Genomic DNA, 21,676 nt, shown 5'->3' with positions numbered 1-21,676 from the left:
CCTTCTTCTTGCTTTTCCTCTACTTCCTCAACCTCTACTACTTCTTTTTGTTCTTCTTCTGCTTCCTCTTGTTTTGTGTCCTTTCTAGATACTATAGAAAGAATATCTTTATCCTTCTCTTTTCTATGTATATATCCATATAAGACTTCTGAATTGGAACTTTTTATTGCTATAATATTATAGTCATCTATTGCTCTATCTGAATGTAATACATTTTTAGGATTAAAATCATTTTTATAGAATGATTTACCTCCTCCTACATCAGACATAGTTCCAAAATATAAAAATCCTTCTTTTGAAGCATTGTCATCAATAAGAATTATGTCATATACGTTATTTACATCTTCTATTCCACTGATATTTACTTCTAATTTCCCTCTTCCATCTCTGACTTCAATTTTGGAATGTCCTTTTATATGGGTATTAGAAGTCGCACTTTCTAACATAATAAATTTTCTTAAATATTTAATATTACTCACAATTGACCCCCCTTTAATCCTTATTAGTATTATATGTACAAATACTCAAATAGTTGACAAAAAAAATTAGAGGATTAATCCTCTAATTTTTTTTGCTATATATACTATCTGCAAGGAGAGCAAATTGTTCTATTGAAAGTTTTTCTCCTCTTATATTTTCTTTTATATTTAAATCTCTTAATATTTCTTTTATTTCTTCTTTGTTTATACCTACATCACTAGAACTCAATGAATTCACAAGGGTTTTTCTTCTAAGAGCAAAAGCTCCTTTAACTACATTAAAGAATAATTGTTCATCTTTAACATCTACTCTTGGCTTACTATAAACATCTAATTTTATAACTGCAGAATCTACATTTGGCTTAGGTATAAATACATTTTTAGGAACTATAGTTACTATCTCAGGATTACTATAATATTGAACTGCAATAGATAATGCACCATAAGCTTTAGAACCAGGTGAAGCCTTCATTCTTTCTGCTACTTCTTTTTGAACCATAACTATTATGCTTTCTAAATTTACCTTCTGTTCTAACAATTTCATTATTATAGGAGTAGTTATATAATAAGGCAAGTTTGCAGCAAGTTTTACTTTCTTATTCTCAAACTTTTCTTCTATTATATTATTTAAATTTAATTTTAAAACATCTCCATGAATAACTTCAATATTTTTATAACTGTTTAAAGTATCATCCAATATAGGTAAAAGTCTTTTGTCTAATTCTATAGCTATAACTTTCCTAGCTCTTTCAGCAAGAGCACTAGTAAGTGTGCCTATTCCTGGACCTATTTCTATTACTTCATCATCCTTATCAAGATTTATTCCATCACATATCTTATCTAATATATTCCCATCTATTAAAAAATTTTGACCAAGATTTTTTGAAAATCTAAAATTATACTTTTTTAAAATATCACTCATTACCTTTGGTGAATATAATTTATTTTCCATCTATATTTTCAATCCTTTCTAAAGCTATTTCAAATTCATTTCTTGATATTCCATAATTATTAAGTCGCTTTAAAAACTGTTTTGAATTACAATATCCTATAGAGAGGATTTTTCCAAGTATAGCACGCCTATAAGAAGCGTTATTTCCACCATTTAATCCATTTTTCAATAAATCTACTTTAGTAAATTCATTTCTCTTTTTACTTGCTTCATATCTTGCACCTTTTAAAGCCTCTATTATATCTTTTGGTTTAGCATTTTCTATTCCTATATTATCATTTAATGTTGCTTTTTCTTGTGGTAAAAATGCATGCTTACATCCTTGCACGCGAGATGATATAAAATTTCTTATTTTTTCACCTGCAAAATCTGGATCAGTAAAAATTATTACACCTTTATTTTTTTGTGCAAGTTTAACTCTTTCTATAAGATCATCAGGGTATCCAAATCCACCTGTAGTTATAACTTCACAATCTACTGCTCTTTTAAGTGCAGACACATCATCTTTACCTTCAACTACTATAACCTCTTTAATCATCAGTACACTCCTTTTATAATGTATAGTATATTATACCATAAGTAACTTTGAATTATATAAAAAAGCAAAGGCGGAAATCCGCCTTTGCTTAATTTAATATATGAACTTTTATTTTTCTTCTACCATATTGTAATGCTGTACTTCTATTTGAGTAAAATAAATCAACCTTATTTCCTTTTATTGCTGAACCAGTATCTGCTGCTATTGCATATCCATAATCTGACCAGCCATCTAATGATTCAATGTATAATCTTGTTCCTAATGGTATCACATTTGGATCTACTGCTACTTTCCCTGGACCTGATGGAACACCAGAAGCAGTAATACCTTTTATACTATAAGCAGTAGAACTCATTACTATTGTTCTCTTTGCATTAAACTTGTTACTTGAAGAACTGCTACTTGAAGAACTGCTACTTGAATTAGAAGATGGTTTTGATACCTTATTTCTATCTGAGCTACTACCTCTTGAAGCTACTGTTAAAGGTTTTTTACCTTTTTCTATAATTTGATTTACAGGTTCTTTAACTACTTCTTCAGAAATTATATCTTCTTTTACAAGTTTTCCATTTTCAAATATTTGAGCTTTAGTTATTTCTTTTATTCCTTTAGCACCTTTTTTAACTGTATTTGTTTTACCAAGTTCTAATCTCTTATTGTCTTTATACAGAGTTTTAAATTCTAATTCTTCTTCTTCAACTACTTTTTTCTTATCTACTTTTGTAAGAATTATATTTCCTTCTGTATGTTTTGCATTTAAACCTGGTTTTACTTTATCATCTTTATCTACTTTTATGCCAAAGTCTTTTAAGATTTCCTTTATATTATCTTTATATGTCTTTTTTGTGATTGTTTTAGTTCCAATTTCAACAGTAACTGGTTTGGAACGCTTTACCACTATCTCCATATCTTCTTCTACTTTATCTTCCAGATCAAAATTAATATAATCTGATTTTCCTATATATATCTCTTTTTCTTCAATTACTTCTCCAACTGTTTCGTTAGATGTTTTTATATTCTGAGTCTTATCGTCTATTGTCAATTTTACTTCTGCAAATGAATCTTGATATAGGAAAACAGAAAATAATGCAATTACAAAAACAACACTAATAGCTATAAGCCATCTTTTGCTTTTTAATATATTTTGCATTTTATAACCTCCATTTCTTGATTCTTAAGTAGTATATTAAGTATTTTTCTATTTGTCAAATTTATTGACATATTTATTTGTTAAATATACTTCAATGAACCTCCTTTTATGTATATAACCCACTTTAATCATATTGAAATATAAATGTTATATTTCTGTAATAATATGTACATGTATAGATAATATTATTCAAAAAAAACATAAAAAAGAAGAACTTTTTAAAAAAAGTTCTTCTTTTTTATGTTTTTACTTAATATATACGTAATATACTTTTAATACATTGGATACATACCATTATATCCTTCATCATCATCCCAGTCTTCCATACAATCTTCCATATCTGGCATCATTGGATATGGACACATTGGATACATTGGACCACAATTATTATTCATTCTATCTCCCAATACTTCTTCTATACATTCCATTATGCAATAACATAATTTCATTTTAATTGGATCCATATTCATAGGCATATTTGGCATTGGCATAGGTCTAGGCATTGGCATAGGTTTTGGCATTGGTCTTGGGCAAGGTCTCATCTCTGGATTTGGCATATGTGGAGGTGGACATGGCCTCATAGGTTTATCTTCTATAGGTAATCTATCTGGCTTATATGGTTTTTTGGGCATTTTAGGATAATCATATTTTTTATCTTTTTCCATTTAACAATCTCTCCTTAATAATAGTATTTATATCTACTATCATTATATGGAGATATATTAGGGGTGTTACTCTATACCAAAAATTTTCTTAGCATTTCTTGTAGTACTATATTCTATTTCTTCTAATGGTACATTTTTTAAATCTGCTATAGTTTGAGCTACATATTTTACATATTTAGGTTCATTTCTTTTCCCTCTATATGGATGCGGTGTTAAATAAGGAGAGTCCGTTTCAATTAATAATCTATCTAAATCTATACCTTTTGCTACTTCTTTTGGTGTTTTTGCATTTTTAAATGTAGTAGGACCTGCTAAAGATATATAAAACCCTAAATCTATAAACTGACTACTCATCTCTAAAGAACTTTGATAGCAGTGCATTATACCTCGTAACTTTTCATCATTTTCTTCTTTTAAGATATTATATGTGTCTTCATGTGCATCTCTATCATGTATAATTATAGGTAAATCAAGCTCTTTAGCTAATCTTATCTGCTCTTTGAACCATTTTTTTTGTAATTCCCTAGGTGAATTATCATAATAATAATCTAGTCCTATCTCACCTATTGCAACAACTTTTTCTTCTTTTGCAAGTTTTCTTAATTCTTCTATTGTATTTTTATCCATATCCTTTACATCATGAGGATGTACTCCTACTGCTGCATAAATCATCTTATTATTTCTTGCTAATTCTACAGCACTTTTAGATGTATCTAAATCTGCACCTGGATTTACTATAAATTCTATATTATTTTCCTCTAATTCTCTAATTATATCTTCTCTATCTTTATTAAATCTTTTGTCATCTAAATGTGCATGACTATCTACTAACATTATCAAATCTCTCCTTTAACTCTTTTGTACATCTATTACCCATTATTATATTTATCTATACATGTTTTACAAATACATGCTTTTCCTTTTTTGTCTTCTGGCACTTTTTCTATAAGTTCTTTTGGAACTTTAACTTTGGTACACCAGCAATCTCCATCATGAGCCTTACAATAATTAGGTTGTCCACACAATGGACATATTTTATCATTTAATCTATTCAATCTATTCACCTCTAAATTTTTCTTATAACTTTTTTTCGGAATATATTCTCTATTTCTTCTTTATCATAAATATCTATAATAAGTCTTTTTACTTTTAGTTCAGTATCTCTTTTATACTTTATAATCAATTTATATTTTTCTCCTTTTGTATCCTTAAACTCATAATTTTGAATATGTTTAAACCTTATAAAGTTATTATATTTTATTACACCTTCTTCTCCTATAACAAAAGGTTTTGTATAATAATTTGCAAAGAATATATAGTATACTGAAAAGAATACACCTATATCAATGTTTTTTATTATATTTTTATCTATTATCATATTATATCCTGAATATATTAAATATATTGAAGCTACTCCAAATAATATCCATTTTATAATATTTATAATGCCATTTTCTTTTTTATCCTCATATAAAACTTCTCCTACTAATTTCATATTAGCCCTATCTTTTAATAAACTCACTACAGCAAAAACTAATACTAGAAAAGTAAGAACAAAATATGTGCTATCCATATCAATTCCTCCATTCATATATACTATAATTTAATTATATCATTAAATTATAATAATCCCCATATAGAAATTTCTATATGGGGACTGTTATTATAATACTTTTGCTCCACTTTCTATTTCATCTAATGTTGTAAGAAGTGAAATTGCTTTTCCTTTTTCTGCTGAAAGAATCATTCCTTCTGATTTTACTCCTCTTAGTTTAATAGGTTTTAAGTTTGCTACTATTACTACTTTTTTACCTATAAGTTCTTCAGGAGAATAAACCTCTGCTATTCCTGAAACTATTTGTCTTTCTTCCTCTCCAACCTTTAGCTTGAATACTAAAAGTTTATCTGCATCTGGATGTTTTTCTGCTTTTATTATTTCAGCTATTTTTAAATCAACTTTATCAAATTCATCTAATGATATATAATTTGTTTCCACTTTCTTTTCCTCCTTATCCTTCTTACCTGTTCTTTGTTCTACTAACTTTTTATTGGCTTCATCTAATTTTTCTATTTCTTTTTCTACCTCTAATCTTGGAAACATTGGGCCTTGTTTTCTTACATTTAATCCTGACTTAAGTCTTCCCCAATCAGATAAGGATTCCCAAGTAGTTACTAGTCCTTTATCTACACCTAATTGCTTCCATATTTCATTTGATGTATTTTCCATAAATGGTCTTATAAGTACAGATATTATTCTTATAGATTCAGATAAATTATAAAGAACAGTATCTAACCTATCTTTTTTATCCTCATCTTTAGCTAGAATCCAAGGTGTAGTTTCATCAATATATTTATTTGTTCTACTTATAAGTTTCCATATTTCTTCTAATGCATTACTATATTTAAGTTCATTCATATGACTATCTACCATAGTAGGTGTTGATATAGCAAGTCCTTTTAAGCTATCATCAAACTCACCTTCTTCTTTAACATCTGGTATTATTCCGCCATTATATTTGTCAATCATTGCTATAGTTCTACTTACTAAATTCCCCAAATCATTAGCAAGATCAGAGTTTAATCTATTCATAAACTTTTCTTTTGTAAATGATCCATCTTGACCAAATGTAAATTCACGAAGCAAGAAATACTTAAGCGCATCTACACCATATAAATCTATAATAGACTCAGGATATACAACATTTCCTTTAGACTTTGACATTCTATCATTATCAAAAAGTATCCATCCATGACCAAATACTTGCTTAGGTAATTCTTCACCTAAAGCCATCAGTATTGCAGGCCAAATAATAGTATGGAATCTTACTATTTCCTTACCTACAAAATGTATATCTGCTGGCCAATATTTCTTATAATCGCTATCATCATCACTTAAATATCCTAAAGCAGATATATAGTTACTAAGTGCATCTGTCCACACATATATTACATGCTCCTCATCAAAAGGTACTTTTATTCCCCAATCAAATGATGAACGTGTTACAGATAAATCATCTAGACCAGGTTTTAAGAAATTATTTAACATTTCATTTTTTCTAGATTCTGGTTGTATGAAATCAGGATTTTCTTCTATATATTTAATAAGTTTATCCGTGTATTTAGATAGCTTGAAAAAGTATGTCTCTTCCTTTTGTTTTTCAACACCTCTATTACAATCTGGACATTTTCCATCATTTAATTGTTTCTCAGTAAAAAATGCTTCACAAGGTGTACAATAATATCCTTCATATACGCCTTTATAAATGTCACCTTTCTCATAAAGTGTTTTAAATATCTTTTTTACTGTTTCTTCATGATAATTATCTGTAGTACGAATAAATATATCATAAGATATATCCATAGTTTCCCAAAGTTCTTTTATTTCACCTACTATTTTATCTACATATTCTTTAGGTTTAACACCTTTTTCACTTGCTACTTTTTCTATTTTTTGTCCATGTTCATCTGTTCCTGTAAGGAACTTCACATCATATCCTTGCAACCTCTTATATCTTGCTAATGCATCTACAGCTACAGTAGTATAAGTATGACCTATTGTAAGATTTGCACTAGGATAGTATAAGGGAGTGGTGATATAAAAACTATTCTTATCTTTCATATTTTTCCTCCTCTAAATTTATTTTTACCCAATTTTCACAATAAAAAAATCCCCATCTCTTGTAGAGACGAAGATTCGTGTTACCACTCTAATTTACTTAAATTTCTCAATTTAAGCCTCAATAGGTTCTAAGACCTTCCAAATTAACGTTTTGTATACGTCTAGACCTACTTTAATTCAACCTAGAAGCTCAGGGGCCATCTTCAATTAATTTTCTACCGCTAGCTTTCACCTAACCTAGCTCTCTTTTGGGTATCTTCTTAATTTACTCTTCCCTTCATAGCTTTTATTTTATTATATACTATTATTGATTAATGATATCCAAACTATTCATTTTTGTCAAGATTTTTTATATGATAATAGAAAAAATCAAAGGAGATTGATCTCCTCTGATTTTTTAGTTTTATTATTTAAATAATAATATTTTACCTACAGAGTTATCTTTACTTTTGCCAACAACTCTTATTTTTAATCCATAACTAGAGATATTACGACCTGCATCAACTAAATCTGGATTACTGTAATCATTACTGTCATCAAATAAAGCATTGGCTTTAGTATAGTTATCTTTCATTGTTACACCTAGTAAATCAGTATAATCTAAGAACATCTTAGAAGATTTTTCTGTACTAAAAGCAGCATCATGAATTTGATATCTAGTAGAACCTATAGATTTGTCACTCCATTCATTACCACGCTGATCAGCATCTACTATTCCAAGGAATCCTTCTCCAGGATGTGCTCCCGTCCAATTGTTATCATAAGAATTATCAACATACCAAACAAGCATACCAGGATCGAAACTCATTAATGAATCTCCTCTTCTAATATTTGATAATCCTTCATCTACTCCTGTATGAGTTCTCCACTCAACTAAATAATAATGCTTTGAATAAGATTTACCTGTATCTTTTGAGAAACCATCCAATGTGAATAATGTATCTGATTCTGCATCATCAGAAAAGATATCTGTTCCATCAGCTGTTACATTTATATTATCTACATATAATCCATCAAGGTTAGTTCCCCAATCAGTCATATAACGGAATTGTAATTTAACTTTTTGACCAGCATACTCACTTAAATCAATAGATTCATTTAACCATCCGTTACTATTGCCAGTATATCCTGGTATATTCTCTTTTATTTCTGGATAACCATCTTCAACAATATCAGATACTGTATTTGGAGTTTCTAATGACGTCCAAGTCTCTCCATCATCAGTAGATATTTGAACCATACCAAAGTCCCAATTTGATTCAATATTATACCAAACATCATAATTTAAAGAAGCTTCTTTAACTCCACTTAAATCTACAGAAGTTACCATTTTATTGTCAATTTCGTCCCCTCTTCCACTGAAATACTCATATTCTCCTCCTGCTGGAGTATTAACTGTACTTTCCTTGTCAGGAAGATTAATTCTTACTACATCATTGTTAACTCCTTTTGAACTAGCTTGATCTAATACAGCTTCAACCCCTTTAGAAGTTATTTCATCAACCTCTATAGTAGTTCCACTTAACCAATTTCCTCCATGAACAGCTTGTAAAAATTCTTTAGCATATGGACTCATTCCTGTAGGCTCTGTTCCAGGAATATCTCCTGCCCAACTACCACTACTCATTAATGACCAATACCCTACTGGTTCTCCTTCACCTGTATATTGTGTGTCATATTCATCAGGTAGTCCTAAATCATGACCATATTCATGAGCAAATACACCAGCTGCTCCATCTTCTGGTTCTATAGTATAATCATATGCACCTAGTAATCCACCAAATCTATCACTATTTGATGTACCACCTGGAACTGCAACTAATTGTCCTAAATTCCATCTATGAGACCATATAGCATCTCCACCTAATTTTCCACCACCAGCTTCTTCTCCAACGCCAGCATGAATTACCATTAAGTGATCTATGATTCCATCAGGCTCATCATATACTCCATCTCCATCATAATCATCTCTGTCCCATACATCATATTCACTTAAATCAATATTAGGATCTTGTCCTGCTTTTGTAAGAGCTTCAAATACTAATTCACGAGGACGATGATCTGATCCATCAGGTGTTGGATAGTTTCCTCCATAATAAGCTGCTGGATGATCTGCAGTATACCAGCCTGCTACTGTCCCATCAACTGTATAGCTACCACCTGACTGTTCTTCATAATATTGTCTCATTGAAACTAAAGTTTCACCATTTGGTCCATTATATCCATCTTTACCAAATATCATATTTTGAAAATGCTCATTTGTATAGTCTTCATACCACATATCCGTTTCTTCTTTAGTAATTGAGCCATTTTCATAGTCTGGGAAATCAATAGCAAGAACTAAAACTTTATCTTTTCTTACATTGCCATTATAAGCTTCCTTTTCAAGAGAATCTAAATCTTCAACATGACCTTTTTTAACTCCTTTACCGTTAAAAGTTCCATTATTAAGATTTTTAGCTCCTGGAATAACTTTGTCTATGCCTTTTACTTGATTATCTCTTTTCTTAGTAGATTCAGCTTTAGATTTTAAATACTTATTTAATGCCTTTTCTGCTTCTTTAAGAGTTGCATTTTTAGATATTTTACCTTCATCTTTTAACATTTCTATTAATCTCTCATCATTAGCTATGCCTAGGTCAAAGGAACTTCCCCTATATGCCTGTACTTTATGTTCTGAATTTGAATCTAAAACTTTTGATTCTGGTGCTTCTGCTGCAAAACTAAATGAACTAAGCAACATACTGCTTGCAACTGCTAAACTTAAGATCTTTTTCATCAATAAACCTCCTTGATTAAATTTATCTTTTAAACCTGTTACATAAATATACCTCTTCTCTTGTACACCTCCTTATACTTTTTTATTTATGATTATGATATTATGCTCTATTAGTTTGAATATTGCGAATATTAGTTATTAATATAATACATCAGCCATTAGTTTAATGCAATATTTTCCAAATAAATAGTTCTAACTTCCTATAAGTTGTACAACCTAACTAATATATATTATTTTACTTTTTAAAATATTACTTGTTTTATTTATTATAACTAATATTTATTACAAAATTTATCGAAATGACTTGTAAATTTACTTCTATTTTTGAAAAAAACATAAAAATAAGAAGATTTTTTAATCTTCTTATTTTTACCTATATATATTCTATTCCTTCAATTCTTTCAATACCAAATCCAGGTGCATTATTTAATGTTATATTTGCATTTTCAAATATAGATCCACCTATTACAGGGTCTATTTCACATAATACTGGACCATCTAAATCTATTTTTGTAATTATTTTTTTAGATGCTGCCAAATGAGCTGCTGCATTTACACTTACTTTAGCTTCTAACATACATCCTATCATACATTCTACATCATATATCTCTGCCATAGTTATTATTTTAAGCGCCTTATTTATTCCGCCTGTTTTCATTAATTTTATATTTATAAGATCTGCAGCTCTTTTCTGTAATATTTCTAAAGCATCTCTTTCAGAAAATACACTTTCATCTGCAAGTACTGGTATATTTACATTATCTGTAACAAGCTTCATTCCTTCTATATCATATGCTGCAACTGGTTGTTCTACTAACTCTAAATCAAGTCCCAAATATTCCATCTTATTAAGAGTTTCTATAGCTTCTTTAGGTTTCCAGCCTTGATTTGCATCTATTCTTATATCTATATTATTCCCTACTGCATTTCTTATAGAGACAAGTCTTTTTATATCCATTTGAGAATCTTTTCCTACTTTTACTTTAAGAGTTTTATACCCTAATTTTATAGCATTTATACTGTCTCTAACCATTTCGTCTGGGTTATTTACACTGATAGTTATATCTGTAGTAATATTTTTTCTATATCCACCTAATATTTTATATATAGGTGCATTATAAAGCTGTCCATATAAATCATATAAAGCTATATCTATAGCAGCCTTTGCGCTAGTATTTCCTACAATAGATGAATGTAATTTAATCATTGATTCTTCAAAGTTTTCTATATCACATCCTTTAATTGAAGGTGCAATATGATCCTTTATAGCCCCTATTATAGATAAATTAGTATCACCTGTGATTACTCCAGTTGGTGGAGATTCTCCATAACCAATATTTCCTGTATCTGTATGAATTTCAGCTATTATATCTTCTACAGATTCTACTGTTCTAATTGCTGTTTTAAATCGAACTTTAAGTGGTACTGATATTTTACCAAGTCTTATATCTGTAATTTTCAAAATATGTCCCCCTATATTAGAAAATTTTATTTTATTACTTCTAATAGTATATTATTTAAAGAAAATTAAATTAATACTAATAAAAGCTATTAGATATTATATCCAATAGCTTTTTGTGATTTTATATTGAGTTTTTTACTGTTCTTCCTCAGTTTTCTTTTCGTCTTCATTCATATTATCGTCTTCTTGGTCCATATCTAATCCATCTTCTTCATTTTGTTCTTCAGATGGCTCCTCATCAATATCAGGCTCATATTCATCATCACCCATCTCATCATTTGGGTCTTCTGCTGGTTCTTCATCTAAATCAGGTTCTTCTGGATCTGAACTCGTATCACAAGCTATTACACTTAAAGCAAGCATAAAAGTTAATAAGATTATTAAAATTTTCTTTTTCATTTTTTATACATACTCTCCTTTAATTTTAAATTGTTTGTATAGCTCTTATAATTCCCAACATATATTTTTTTAATACATAGTTTAAATTTTAAAAATATAAATAAGCTATATATTTAATTATAAAGGGTATGAATTGTATAAATATAGAAAGGATGATATATATGAAAAAAATTAAATTGATTTTATTTATATTATTTATTTCTATAACTTTAGTGGCATGTAATTTAAATGAAGATGCTAATAGTAATTTAGATAAAGAACAAGTTATAGAAAAAACAGAAGAAAGTTTTAAAGAACTTAAATCTTTAAACGAAGAAGTAGATATGGTATTATCAGGTTTAGTTGAGGGCCAACAACAAAAACAAAGTATAGAAATGGAAGTAGAAATGATTTATGATGATAATAAAGATATCGAAAGCATTCATACAAAAACAGAAGTTACATCAAATAATCAAACTCAAACGATGGATTTCTATAAAAATCCAGAAAATATGTATATCAATCAAGGTAATGGTTGGATAAAATTTAATGGTCAAGAAGACTATTCTACAACTTATGAACCCATATTAGATTCTTTTTTAACTGTAGTAGAGGATTTAGATATGGAAGAAAAAGAAGAAAAATATATTTTTAAATATAAAGGAAAAGATGCAAAGATATACAGATTAATGGGAGTTCCTTATAATATCGAGTACAATGGTATAGATAATAAGGATATTGAACTAGATTTAGAATATAGTATCTCAAAAGAAAATATGCTTTTAAATGAAATAAAAATTAAAACCTTTGGCGAAATAGATGAACAAAATAATATTGAAATTAATGTAGATGTAGATTTTGATGATTTTAATGAGATAGATGAAATAGAAATACCAGAAGAAGTTACAAACTCAGCAAGTATTAAATAAAACTACTGGAATTTCCAGTAGTTTTATTTAATATTTATAAAGCCTCTTTAGCAAGTTTATCTGCTAAATCATTGTATTTATCACCTGAATGACCTTTTACCTTTACAAAATTAATTTTTATTTTTTTGCTAGCATCCATACAATATTTTTTATAAGCTTTTGTACCATCTTTATTAGCTTTCCAATCACCAGTAGCCCATTTTGATATTCCCTCATAATCATGATAAATAGCTATTTCTTTAATATTATTTTCTATTGCAAATTCTATAGCTTTCTCTGCTCCTTTTAATTCTCCTGATACATTTCGCATTTTTGAAAGTTCTTCATCATCAAATTTATCAGAAAAATGGTATTCTTTATTATTCCAAAAAATCACTGCTCCATATGAAAATTCTTTTGTTTTCTTTTTATAGCTGCCATCTACATATGCAATAGCTCTATTTTTATCTTTAACTATAATTGTATCTATATTCTTTTCTTTTTGTACTGTATATTCTTTTCTATCATTCATATATTTTTCTGCATCAATTTTACTTTTAAAAGATTTATATTCTGCACCAGAATAACCATTAACACTTTTCTTACAATCATCCCAACTTGTAAATATACCTGTTTTTTTACCTTGTCTTACTGCATAATATTTTTTTGTCATGAAATCACCTTTCTTAAAAACACTCTATTTCTTCCCATATTTTTAGCTCTATAAAGCTCTTTATCAGCAAGTTCCATAATATCTTGTATGGAATTGAAATCCGAACTATTACCTATTACTCCCCCAATACTTATTGTTACAAACTTCTTTTCTCCTTTATATATATAATAAAGACCACTATTTTCAACTTCCATTCGAATAATATTAGCTAGATTAAAAGCCTGTTCATAATTTATACAATTAGAAATATATACGAATTCTTCCCCTCCATATCTTCCAAAAGTATCATTTCTTTCTATTTGAATTCTCTTTATACAATCTACAACTTTTTTTATGCATAAATCCCCTTCAACATGTCCCCAATAATCATTATATATTTTAAACTTATCTATATCTATCATAAATAATGCCACTAAACTTTTTGATGTTTTATTTAAAATATTTTTAAGATGTAAATTTATGCTTCTTCTATTTTTAATTCCTGTTAAATCATCTTCATAAACTTTCTTTTCAAGAATTTTATTTGAATTTTTTATATTTTCAAGCTCATATTTTTGTCTAGATATTTCATTTTCAAGTCTTATTCTTATCTTTTCAACTTCTACTGTCTCATCAATATTTTGAAATTCTATATTTAATATTTCTAATTTACTCTTTAGCTTTGAACTCATAATTTCTTGATTTATATTAGAATATTTTTTGTAATATTCTAAAGAATTCTTATAATCCCCTTCTTTTTCATGATATTCAGAAATAAGTCTATATACATTACAAAGTTTATTTTTAGATCCAACAGTTTCTGCAAATTCCATAGCTTTTTCATAAAAATTTAATGCTCTTCCCGTTGACATCTCAATATAAAGCTCTGCTATATTTATCAATACATCTATCACATAATATTTATTATTTATGTTTTGAAGTCTTTTAAAAGATCTAAAATAATACTCTTTAGCTTTTTTAAAGTTTTTCATAACAAAGTAAACTTGTCCTATTCTATTTTCAAGCTCTCCGATGCTAATCATATCATTATCACAATCAAGCAATTTATATGCTTTATTAAATACTTCAAGTGCTTTTTCATACTCTTTTTTAGTAAAATAAACTTCACCAATATTCCCAAGTATAGCTGCATGATTTAAAGTATAGTTATTCTGAAATATAGTATCAATAGCTTTATTATAATAATAAACAGCCTTATCATACACCTCTAATTCTCTATATACTTCTCCAATATTATTCAAAACACTACTTACCAAAGATTCATCTTCATTAAATTTTAATAAATTATCTGCCTCTAAAAAATTTTTTATAGCTTCTTCATACATATCATTATAAAAGTATGCAATTCCTATAAGGTTTAGTGATTTTGCTTGTCCTACAGTATGGTTTTCTTGTCTAAATATCACAAGAGCTTTATATGAATAGTCAAGTATATTACTTATATCTGACTTTATTCTACTACCCAAAGAAACACTAAGAAATGCATAAGCTTCCTCTATTACTAAATTACTAGATTTAGCTAACTTACAGGCATCTTTACTTATTTTAATAGCCTCATCTGGATATATAGATACTATACTTTTTGCATAGTTAATTTTATTATATATTTCTTCTGATATATTTTTTATGGTAATCAAATCCTTTATTTATATATGATTAACTTGTTTTTATTTATAAAAATTTATCATTTATTTTCTTAAATTAATATATTCTATAAATAAATATAAAACCCTTTAAATGTTCAGATAAAAATAACAATAAAAAACCTATGAATCTATTATATTTATAATAACTTCATAGATAAAAGATTTAATCGTAAGGATAAGCTAGTAACTTATTTATCATCAATTTCTATTTGAATACACAACATTATATAACTTATTTTTAACTATATTAAATTCTTCTTTTTCTATAGCATTAGGATATGTCATAATCATTAATGGTATAGATTCTTTTTCTTTATCATAAGCTGGTTGCTCATATGGATATTTATTTAACTTAAATTTTAACCTTTCATAAAAGTTAATTCTTCTTTTTGCTTGAATTGTATTTGGTTTTTCTACTTCTAATACAATCTTTTTATTTGTTGTGTCTATAAGCCTTTCTAAAAATTTCTTTCCATAACTTTTCCCTCTATGTTTTTCATCTATTGCAAAATGTTCTACAAATAAGAACTCATCTAAATCCCATGTTGTTATAAAACCCACTATTTCTTCACCATCTTTTAAAGGTTTCATTTTATACCTAGGATTTTTTAATATCTTTTTTTGTAATTTTAAATCTCTCTTTTCATCTTTGGGAAAAGATTCATTATATATATCCCATATTTCATTAAAGTTTTCCATGTAAATTTTCCTTTCTTTTCTATTCATATAAATGCTGAGGAAAAGTTTCCCTCAGCATTTATATAAGTAATGCTTTACAATATATTTTTCAAATACTTCATAATAGAATTCTTATTCCTACCTATCTTACCCATAAATATTGCTTTTCTAATTTCTTCTAATATTTTTGATACAAGTAACTCTTCTGGCAACTCAAATTCTTCTAATATATCAGCTGCTGTAATTACATCTGAAATATCTTGTGATTCTTCAAATCTTGTAATATAATTATTTGCCATGAACTCTACATGTATTTTGAATTTACCCATTTCCTCATCTGGGTGCAATAGTTTTCTTGTGCCTACTATATCTGAAAGTGCTATTAATAGTATATCTAATGTCTCTTCTTTAGTTTCTTTAAACATCTTATATAAGAATTTAGAACTTACATCATTTGATTTATATGATACTAGTGGATACATGTGCTTTGCTACTATTCTATATAATATATCTCTTTCTTTTATACTTAATTTAAACCTTTCTGATATGTTCTTTATTATTTCTGCTCCAGTTATCTCATGTCCTTTAAATCTTACTCTTCCTTTATCATCTACTTTTCTAGCTGAAGGTTTACCTACATCATGGAAAAATGCTGCTAGTTTTATAAGTTCCATTCTAGTATGCTCACCTACTATTTCCTCACATACATGCTTTTCATAGGCTTTCCTTATATGATCTTCAAAATAACCTTCATAATATATGATATTTTCAGTAAGTTTAAGAACATATAATGAATGAGTAAATGAATCTACTACATGATATTTACATTCCCCTACATCTTTCATTTCTGATACTTCAGGGAATATTTCCTCTAATATATTTAATTCTTTATCCATAAAGCCAAAATAATGATAAGATTTTCTATTCCTAAGTATCTTAAATACTTGATCTCCAAGTTCCTTTCCATCAATTTGAGATACTAGCTTCTTATTTTCATTTATAATCTTTATAGTATTATCATCCATACCAAAATCAAGTTCACTCATTAGACTTACTGCTTTTATCATCATTATAGGTCTTTTTCTTAATACTTCGCTATCCCATATTCTAATTTTATTTTCTTCTATATCATCAAATCCACCAGTAGGGTCTATTATACTTTCTTTCATATCTCCTGAAAACTTAGATACATCTATTGCAAGCGATTGTATTGTAATTCCTCTGTTTCTAAGATATGAATTTATATCTTGTTCCAATGGTAAAAACTCTATTTTTAAATCTCTATCTATATCAATCACTTTAAAAGAATTATCTTCAGGTATAATATCAATATCTACTTTTTCAGCAAAGTTCTTTGCAATAGTAGCTGTATCACCTTTTACAAGTAGCTTCATTTTTTTGGTTACTCTACCTATTAGAAAATCTCTCAAATATCCGCCTATAACATATATTTTTGTATCTTCTTTTTCACTTATATCCTTTAATAGGGAAAAAATACTATCCATATATATCACTTCCTTTACTTTCTTATACCCAGTTTTTATCTTTATATACCTAGATAAATCATTCTTGTTTCTCTTTATAAGTTGTGGCAAATGCATTTTTAGTTTTTTCAATTAATCCTTCTTTTACTAAGGTTTCTAAAGCTTGTTGTAAATCTTTTGAAGTAAATGACTTTTCATTATTATTTTCTTCTTCAATTTCTGCTATTACATTACTCATATTTAAGTCAGTTATTGGTAACTTATCTTTTATTAATTCTAACAATTTATCATTTTTTTCATTCTTCATATTTTTAAGTTCATCAAATGGGTTTATAGTATGAGGACTTGTAGTAAGTGCTGCCCTTATTCTTATTGAAAAAGTTCTACCCATAATAGCAGATGAAATAAAAGAATCACCTGATCTTAAATAAGGAAGTCTTTTTGCTTCTTCTGCTGTTAAATCTGTCTCTTCTTTTATTGTTTGAATGTCTGAACTTCTAACTGTTCTAAATACTAATTTTGTATTTAACTGTGCTGTTATTGTTTCATCTAAAAGTGTAGGTCTTTGAGTTGCTAAAAGTAAAAATACACCATACTTTCTTCCTTCTTGTGATATTTCTTTTAGTATAGATTTTGAAGGAGAATCATATCCTTTTGGTGCAAAATTATGTGCTTCATCTGTTGCTATGATAAATGGGGGAAAATAATCCCCTGCTGTATTTTTATATTGTGCATCTTTATAATCTCTTCTCTTATGATAAATATTATTTAATAAATATGTGGAAAATACCTGAAGCAATCTAACATTTCCTTGTATTACTAAAAGTTTTCCTGTATTTAATCCATCATATATAGCATTTATATCATTACTGAATACTCCATCATTATATAGTCTATTAAGTCTCCATATTATTCCTTTTACAGAACTTGCAGGACAAGTTTTGTCATACTTATCAAATAATTCTTTTATATCTTTTAGTCTTTCAATTTCTGTATAATTTTGTTCAGCTGCTATAAGTTTATCTATTTTTTGAGTTGAACCTATATCTTGACCTCTTGATAAATTTTTTAATCTATCATTAAAACTTTGAAATGTATCTTTTCTTTTATGAAGCATATCTATTGCATTACTCATGGCATCTGATAATTTTCCTGAAGCATCAAGCAAATTTTTTAGATCTGAAGTATTTAAGTCTTTAAATTTCACACCTATATCATGTCCTATTTGAAGACATTGAAACCTTTCACTAAAATCTACTGTATCTTTTTTATCTAAATAGGGTGCAGAATTTGAAAAATCCATTTCAAAATGAGGATCAAGTACTATAGCAGGTATACCAAGCTTCATAGTTTCTTCAAGTAAAACTCTCATACCAAAAGATTTTCCTGATCCGGAACCACCAAATATTCCTATATGAGGATATTGATGCATGCTTTTTATATCAAATATAAATGGTATTTCTTTTTGAGCAATTAATGTTCCATCACTAAATATAGGAGAAATATCTCTTAATTCATTATCCATATCTTTTATCATTTCATCTGTGCTTTTTATAATTCCCATAACAAGCCCTTCATCTGGCCTCTGTTTTACCATTATATCTTTTACTTCATAAAATTTAGGGCTTCTCACATCAGATGCTGTTTCTACAGGGTACTGAGCTTCATTTAATAATCTTAATTTTCCTATATGTATAGTTTCATCATCTATATTGTAACCTATAGCATTTAAGGATTCTAGCACAGAAGAATCTACCATTCCATCATTTATATTAAGTGGAATATATCTATTGTATGAACTTGTTTCTACTATTTCACCCATTAATTCGCCTTGAGATTTATCCTCTATAATTAAAAATTCATTTATCCTAAATGGTTTCTCTTTTGAACCTATAAATACCTCTTGTTGTGTAGTAAGTCCTACTACTTTCATCAAAACTCCTCCTTAAAGTGTCCTTTTACTTCGTTCTGATACAAATAATTTTTCAAGTATATTTCTATCTAAATATTTATCTAAAAGTCCTAGCATTAATTTATCTGATATTCTTACTTCTTTATCTATTATATCAATCCAAAGCGGTATACCTCTACTATTTTCTGGAGTTAATGTATATACTAAGTTTGCCATCTCCTTCAAATAGCTTTCCTGAGAAGATAATATATCTACTCCTGTAATCATAGGGGATTTAGATGAACGAATAAAAAGTGAACTAAGGCCTTCTTCATATTTTGGTGTGTTTTTTTTCTCTGGAATTAAAAGTTCTCCTATATCTAATACACCATATAAAAGTTCTCTATCATATAAAAAACTCATAGGTGGATTCAAATATTCTTTTTCAGAAAGTATTGTACCTATTATATTAGTCTTTATATCCTTTACTACTCCTATTAATATTATATCCTTTTCATTACATATTTCTTTTAATTCCTTCCACTTATCAGCACATTCTATCTTATACCTTATAAGAGAACCATCCATCATTATTACCTTTGGATTTAACTTTTCTGCTGCACCTATTGCAGCTTTTAATTCTATACAAGATAATTTATAATTTTTAATAAAAGAATCTATCTCTACTTTAGTAGGGTTGTCCTTCGCTAATTTATCAATTATTTCACTTTCTCTTTCCATATACAGTGGAGTATAAAAGTCAACTTCAATTATAGGCGCATCATTTTTAAGTGAATTTTTAGCAAGACCTTGATATAATTCTATAAAATGAGGATAAGCTCCACCAAATTTATTATTTGAACCATCTACAGCAACTATTCCACCATTTTCAGCATACTCTTTTAATTCATTTTTCGACAAAATTCGACTTTTTCTTATATTTCCTACGTTTTCAGTTATAATATTTTTAATATCTTTTATATCTATATTAGATATATTTTGGTATTTTTCTCTTAAAATATCATTTAATTCAAAAACTACATTCTTGAGCTTTTCATCTATTTCTAGCACTTTTTCATCCCCTTTTATATTTTACCATTGGTAAATCTTAACTATATTTATTTTTATGTTGACTTTATTTGTAAACTCTGCTACTATTTAAAGTGTAAGAAATTTGTCGAATTATAATTTTAAATTAGGAGGATATCGTATGAAATCAACTGGTATTGTAAGAAAAGTGGACGAGCTTGGAAGAGTTGTTCTACCAATCGAACTAAGAAGAACATTAGACATAGCTGAAAGAGATGCTCTAGAAATATTTGTAGACGGAGAAAAAATTATACTTAAAAAATATGCTCCAGCATGTATATTCTGTGGAGAAGCAGAAGGAGTAAGTCAATTTAAAGGAAAAAATATTTGTGAAGATTGTAAATCTGAAATTAAATAATACTCAGTCAGATTCAATCAAATTTTTTTATAATTTCTAAGCTTCTCCTATTTAGCTTAGAAATTATTTTTTTCTATAAATCAATACTCTCTTTATATACTTCTCTTTTTGGAATATTTCTTTCCTTAGATACCTTTTTTACAGACTCTTTTTTGCTATATCCTTTTTTCATATATTCTAATATATGTTCTTTTATAGTTAAGCTAGCCCATAAATCATCCTCTATATCTTTTATATCTTCTTTATCTACACCTTCAACTACAATTACAAATTCACCTTTTGGTGATTGTTTTTTAAATCTATCTAGTGCCTCTCTTATGTCACTTCTAATAACCTCTTGATATTTCTTAGTCAGTTCTCGTGCTACTGATATGTTTCGATTTCCTAAAATTTCTAATAAGTCTTCTAACATATCTTTTAGCCTATGAGGAGACTCATAAAAAATTATTGTTCTATATTCTAATTTTAGTTCTGTTAATCTCTCTATTCTTTCTTTTTGTTTAGAAGAAAGAAATCCTTCAAATACAAATTTCTCTGTAGAAAGTCCAGATAATATTAATCCAAGTATACTAGCTGTAGCACCAGGTAATACATCTACTTCTATTCCATTATCTATTGATTTTTTTACCATATCACTACCAGGATCAGATATACCAGGCATACCTGCATCACTTACAAGTGCAATATTATCACCATCATATAGTTTTTCTATCAAAACTTCAGATTTTTCTTTTTTATTATGTTCATGATAAGAAATAAGAGGCTTTTTAATATCGAAATGATTTAATAATTTTAAAGTATGTCTAGTATCTTCTGCTGCTATTAAATCTACACTTTTAAGTGTATTTAATGTTCTTATTGTTATATCTTCCAAGTTTCCTATAGGTGTAGGACATATAAATAATTTTCCTACTGTACTCATATTGT

21 protein-coding genes and 1 other annotated feature are annotated in these 21,676 nt (G+C 27.8%); of the genes, 2 read left to right on the top strand and 19 right to left on the bottom strand.

What is annotated here, in order from left to right; all coding sequences use genetic code 11:
• From E0D94_RS01510 to E0D94_RS01455, 12 genes are all read right to left on the bottom strand, one after another.
• Positions 1 to 479 (bottom strand): hypothetical protein (locus E0D94_RS01510; protein ID WP_165442828.1); only part of this gene is annotated, 479 nt, incomplete at its 3' end.
• An 82-nt stretch (positions 480 to 561) separates the two neighbouring features.
• A complete protein-coding gene (rsmA, locus tag E0D94_RS01505; protein ID WP_130805544.1) occupies positions 562 to 1,431 on the bottom strand; it encodes a 16S rRNA (adenine(1518)-N(6)/adenine(1519)-N(6))-dimethyltransferase RsmA in 870 nt (289 codons plus the stop codon).
• Positions 1,421 to 1,969, bottom strand: coding sequence for a ribonuclease M5 (gene rnmV / locus E0D94_RS01500; protein WP_130805543.1), 549 nt, complete (start codon positions 1,967 to 1,969; stop codon positions 1,421 to 1,423). Before rnmV ends, rsmA begins: the two co-directional genes overlap by 11 nt.
• 88 nt (positions 1,970 to 2,057) lie before the next feature.
• Complete coding sequence (locus tag E0D94_RS01495; protein WP_130805542.1) at positions 2,058 to 3,119, bottom strand: 3D domain-containing protein; 1,062 nt, start codon at positions 3,117 to 3,119, stop codon at positions 2,058 to 2,060.
• A 272-nt stretch (positions 3,120 to 3,391) separates the two neighbouring features.
• Entirely contained in the window at positions 3,392 to 3,784 is a 393-nt protein-coding gene (locus E0D94_RS01490; RefSeq protein WP_130805541.1) for a hypothetical protein, read from the bottom strand.
• A gap of 66 nt (positions 3,785 to 3,850) precedes the next feature.
• Positions 3,851 to 4,618: a TatD family hydrolase gene (locus tag E0D94_RS01485; RefSeq protein ID WP_130805540.1), complete on the bottom strand. Its 768-nt coding sequence runs from the start codon at positions 4,616 to 4,618 to the stop codon at positions 3,851 to 3,853.
• A gap of 35 nt (positions 4,619 to 4,653) precedes the next feature.
• Positions 4,654 to 4,839 (bottom strand): cysteine-rich CWC family protein, encoded by a 186-nt coding sequence (locus E0D94_RS01480; protein WP_130805539.1) that lies wholly within the window; start codon positions 4,837 to 4,839, stop codon positions 4,654 to 4,656.
• Positions 4,840 to 4,850: 11 nt separating this feature from the next.
• Positions 4,851 to 5,357: a DUF5673 domain-containing protein gene (locus E0D94_RS01475; protein WP_130805538.1), complete on the bottom strand. Its 507-nt coding sequence runs from the start codon at positions 5,355 to 5,357 to the stop codon at positions 4,851 to 4,853.
• A gap of 90 nt (positions 5,358 to 5,447) precedes the next feature.
• Positions 5,448 to 7,403 carry a methionine--tRNA ligase gene (gene metG, locus E0D94_RS01470; protein ID WP_130805537.1) on the bottom strand — a complete coding sequence of 652 codons (1,956 nt, stop codon included), beginning with the start codon at positions 7,401 to 7,403 and terminating at the stop codon, positions 5,448 to 5,450.
• 60 nt (positions 7,404 to 7,463) lie between these two features.
• Positions 7,464 to 7,693: a binding site (T-box leader), on the bottom strand.
• 116 nt (positions 7,694 to 7,809) lie between these two features.
• Entirely contained in the window at positions 7,810 to 10,182 is a 2,373-nt protein-coding gene (locus tag E0D94_RS01465; protein ID WP_130805536.1) for an immune inhibitor A domain-containing protein, read from the bottom strand.
• A gap of 373 nt (positions 10,183 to 10,555) precedes the next feature.
• Entirely contained in the window at positions 10,556 to 11,644 is a 1,089-nt protein-coding gene (locus E0D94_RS01460) for a dipeptide epimerase (protein ID WP_130805535.1), read from the bottom strand.
• A gap of 135 nt (positions 11,645 to 11,779) precedes the next feature.
• The gene (locus E0D94_RS01455) at positions 11,780 to 12,043 is read right to left on the bottom strand and encodes a hypothetical protein (RefSeq protein ID WP_130805534.1); all 264 of its coding nucleotides are present in this window, start codon (positions 12,041 to 12,043) and stop codon (positions 11,780 to 11,782) included.
• A 161-nt stretch (positions 12,044 to 12,204) separates the two neighbouring features.
• Between E0D94_RS01455 and E0D94_RS01450 the strand changes: the two genes are divergently transcribed.
• Positions 12,205 to 12,951 carry a DUF6612 family protein gene (locus E0D94_RS01450; RefSeq protein WP_130805533.1) on the top strand — a complete coding sequence of 249 codons (747 nt, stop codon included), beginning with the start codon at positions 12,205 to 12,207 and terminating at the stop codon, positions 12,949 to 12,951.
• A 34-nt stretch (positions 12,952 to 12,985) separates the two neighbouring features.
• Here the strand turns inward: E0D94_RS01450 and E0D94_RS01445 are convergent, their stop codons facing one another.
• The 6 genes from E0D94_RS01445 to E0D94_RS01420 all read right to left on the bottom strand — a co-directional run bounded on the left by E0D94_RS01445 (position 12,986) and on the right by E0D94_RS01420 (position 20,373).
• Positions 12,986 to 13,603 carry a ribonuclease H1 domain-containing protein gene (locus E0D94_RS01445; protein ID WP_130805532.1) on the bottom strand — a complete coding sequence of 206 codons (618 nt, stop codon included), beginning with the start codon at positions 13,601 to 13,603 and terminating at the stop codon, positions 12,986 to 12,988.
• Positions 13,600 to 15,240, bottom strand: a complete 1,641-nt coding sequence (locus tag E0D94_RS01440; RefSeq protein WP_130805531.1) for a diguanylate cyclase — start codon at positions 15,238 to 15,240, stop codon at positions 13,600 to 13,602. Before E0D94_RS01440 ends, E0D94_RS01445 begins: the two co-directional genes overlap by 4 nt.
• Positions 15,241 to 15,447: 207 nt before the next feature.
• Positions 15,448 to 15,975, bottom strand: coding sequence for a GNAT family N-acetyltransferase (locus tag E0D94_RS01435; RefSeq protein ID WP_130805530.1), 528 nt, complete (start codon positions 15,973 to 15,975; stop codon positions 15,448 to 15,450).
• Between the two features lie 47 nt (positions 15,976 to 16,022).
• A complete protein-coding gene (locus E0D94_RS01430; RefSeq protein WP_242620457.1) occupies positions 16,023 to 17,543 on the bottom strand; it encodes an HD domain-containing protein in 1,521 nt (506 codons plus the stop codon).
• Entirely contained in the window at positions 17,491 to 19,344 is a 1,854-nt protein-coding gene (locus E0D94_RS01425; protein WP_130805529.1) for an ATP-binding protein, read from the bottom strand. Before E0D94_RS01425 ends, E0D94_RS01430 begins: the two co-directional genes overlap by 53 nt.
• Positions 19,345 to 19,356: 12 nt before the next feature.
• Complete coding sequence (locus tag E0D94_RS01420) at positions 19,357 to 20,373, bottom strand: DNA double-strand break repair nuclease NurA (protein WP_130805528.1); 1,017 nt, start codon at positions 20,371 to 20,373, stop codon at positions 19,357 to 19,359.
• Positions 20,374 to 20,512: 139 nt separating this feature from the next.
• Between E0D94_RS01420 and E0D94_RS01415 the strand changes: the two genes are divergently transcribed.
• Positions 20,513 to 20,749 (top strand): AbrB/MazE/SpoVT family DNA-binding domain-containing protein, encoded by a 237-nt coding sequence (locus E0D94_RS01415; RefSeq protein ID WP_130805527.1) that lies wholly within the window; start codon positions 20,513 to 20,515, stop codon positions 20,747 to 20,749.
• A gap of 73 nt (positions 20,750 to 20,822) precedes the next feature.
• On the opposite strand, the gene rsmI is transcribed toward E0D94_RS01415, so the two are convergent.
• The gene (gene rsmI / locus E0D94_RS01410) at positions 20,823 to 21,671 is read right to left on the bottom strand and encodes a 16S rRNA (cytidine(1402)-2'-O)-methyltransferase (RefSeq protein ID WP_130805526.1); all 849 of its coding nucleotides are present in this window, start codon (positions 21,669 to 21,671) and stop codon (positions 20,823 to 20,825) included.
• Positions 21,672 to 21,676: the final 5 nt, after the last annotated feature.

The organism is Senegalia massiliensis, from assembly GCF_900626135.1.
GTDB lineage: Bacteria > Bacillota > Clostridia > Tissierellales > SIT17 > Anaeromonas > Anaeromonas massiliensis.
Note: the sequence above shows the minus strand (reverse complement) of the source record. Positions and strands in the feature narration are given on the sequence as shown.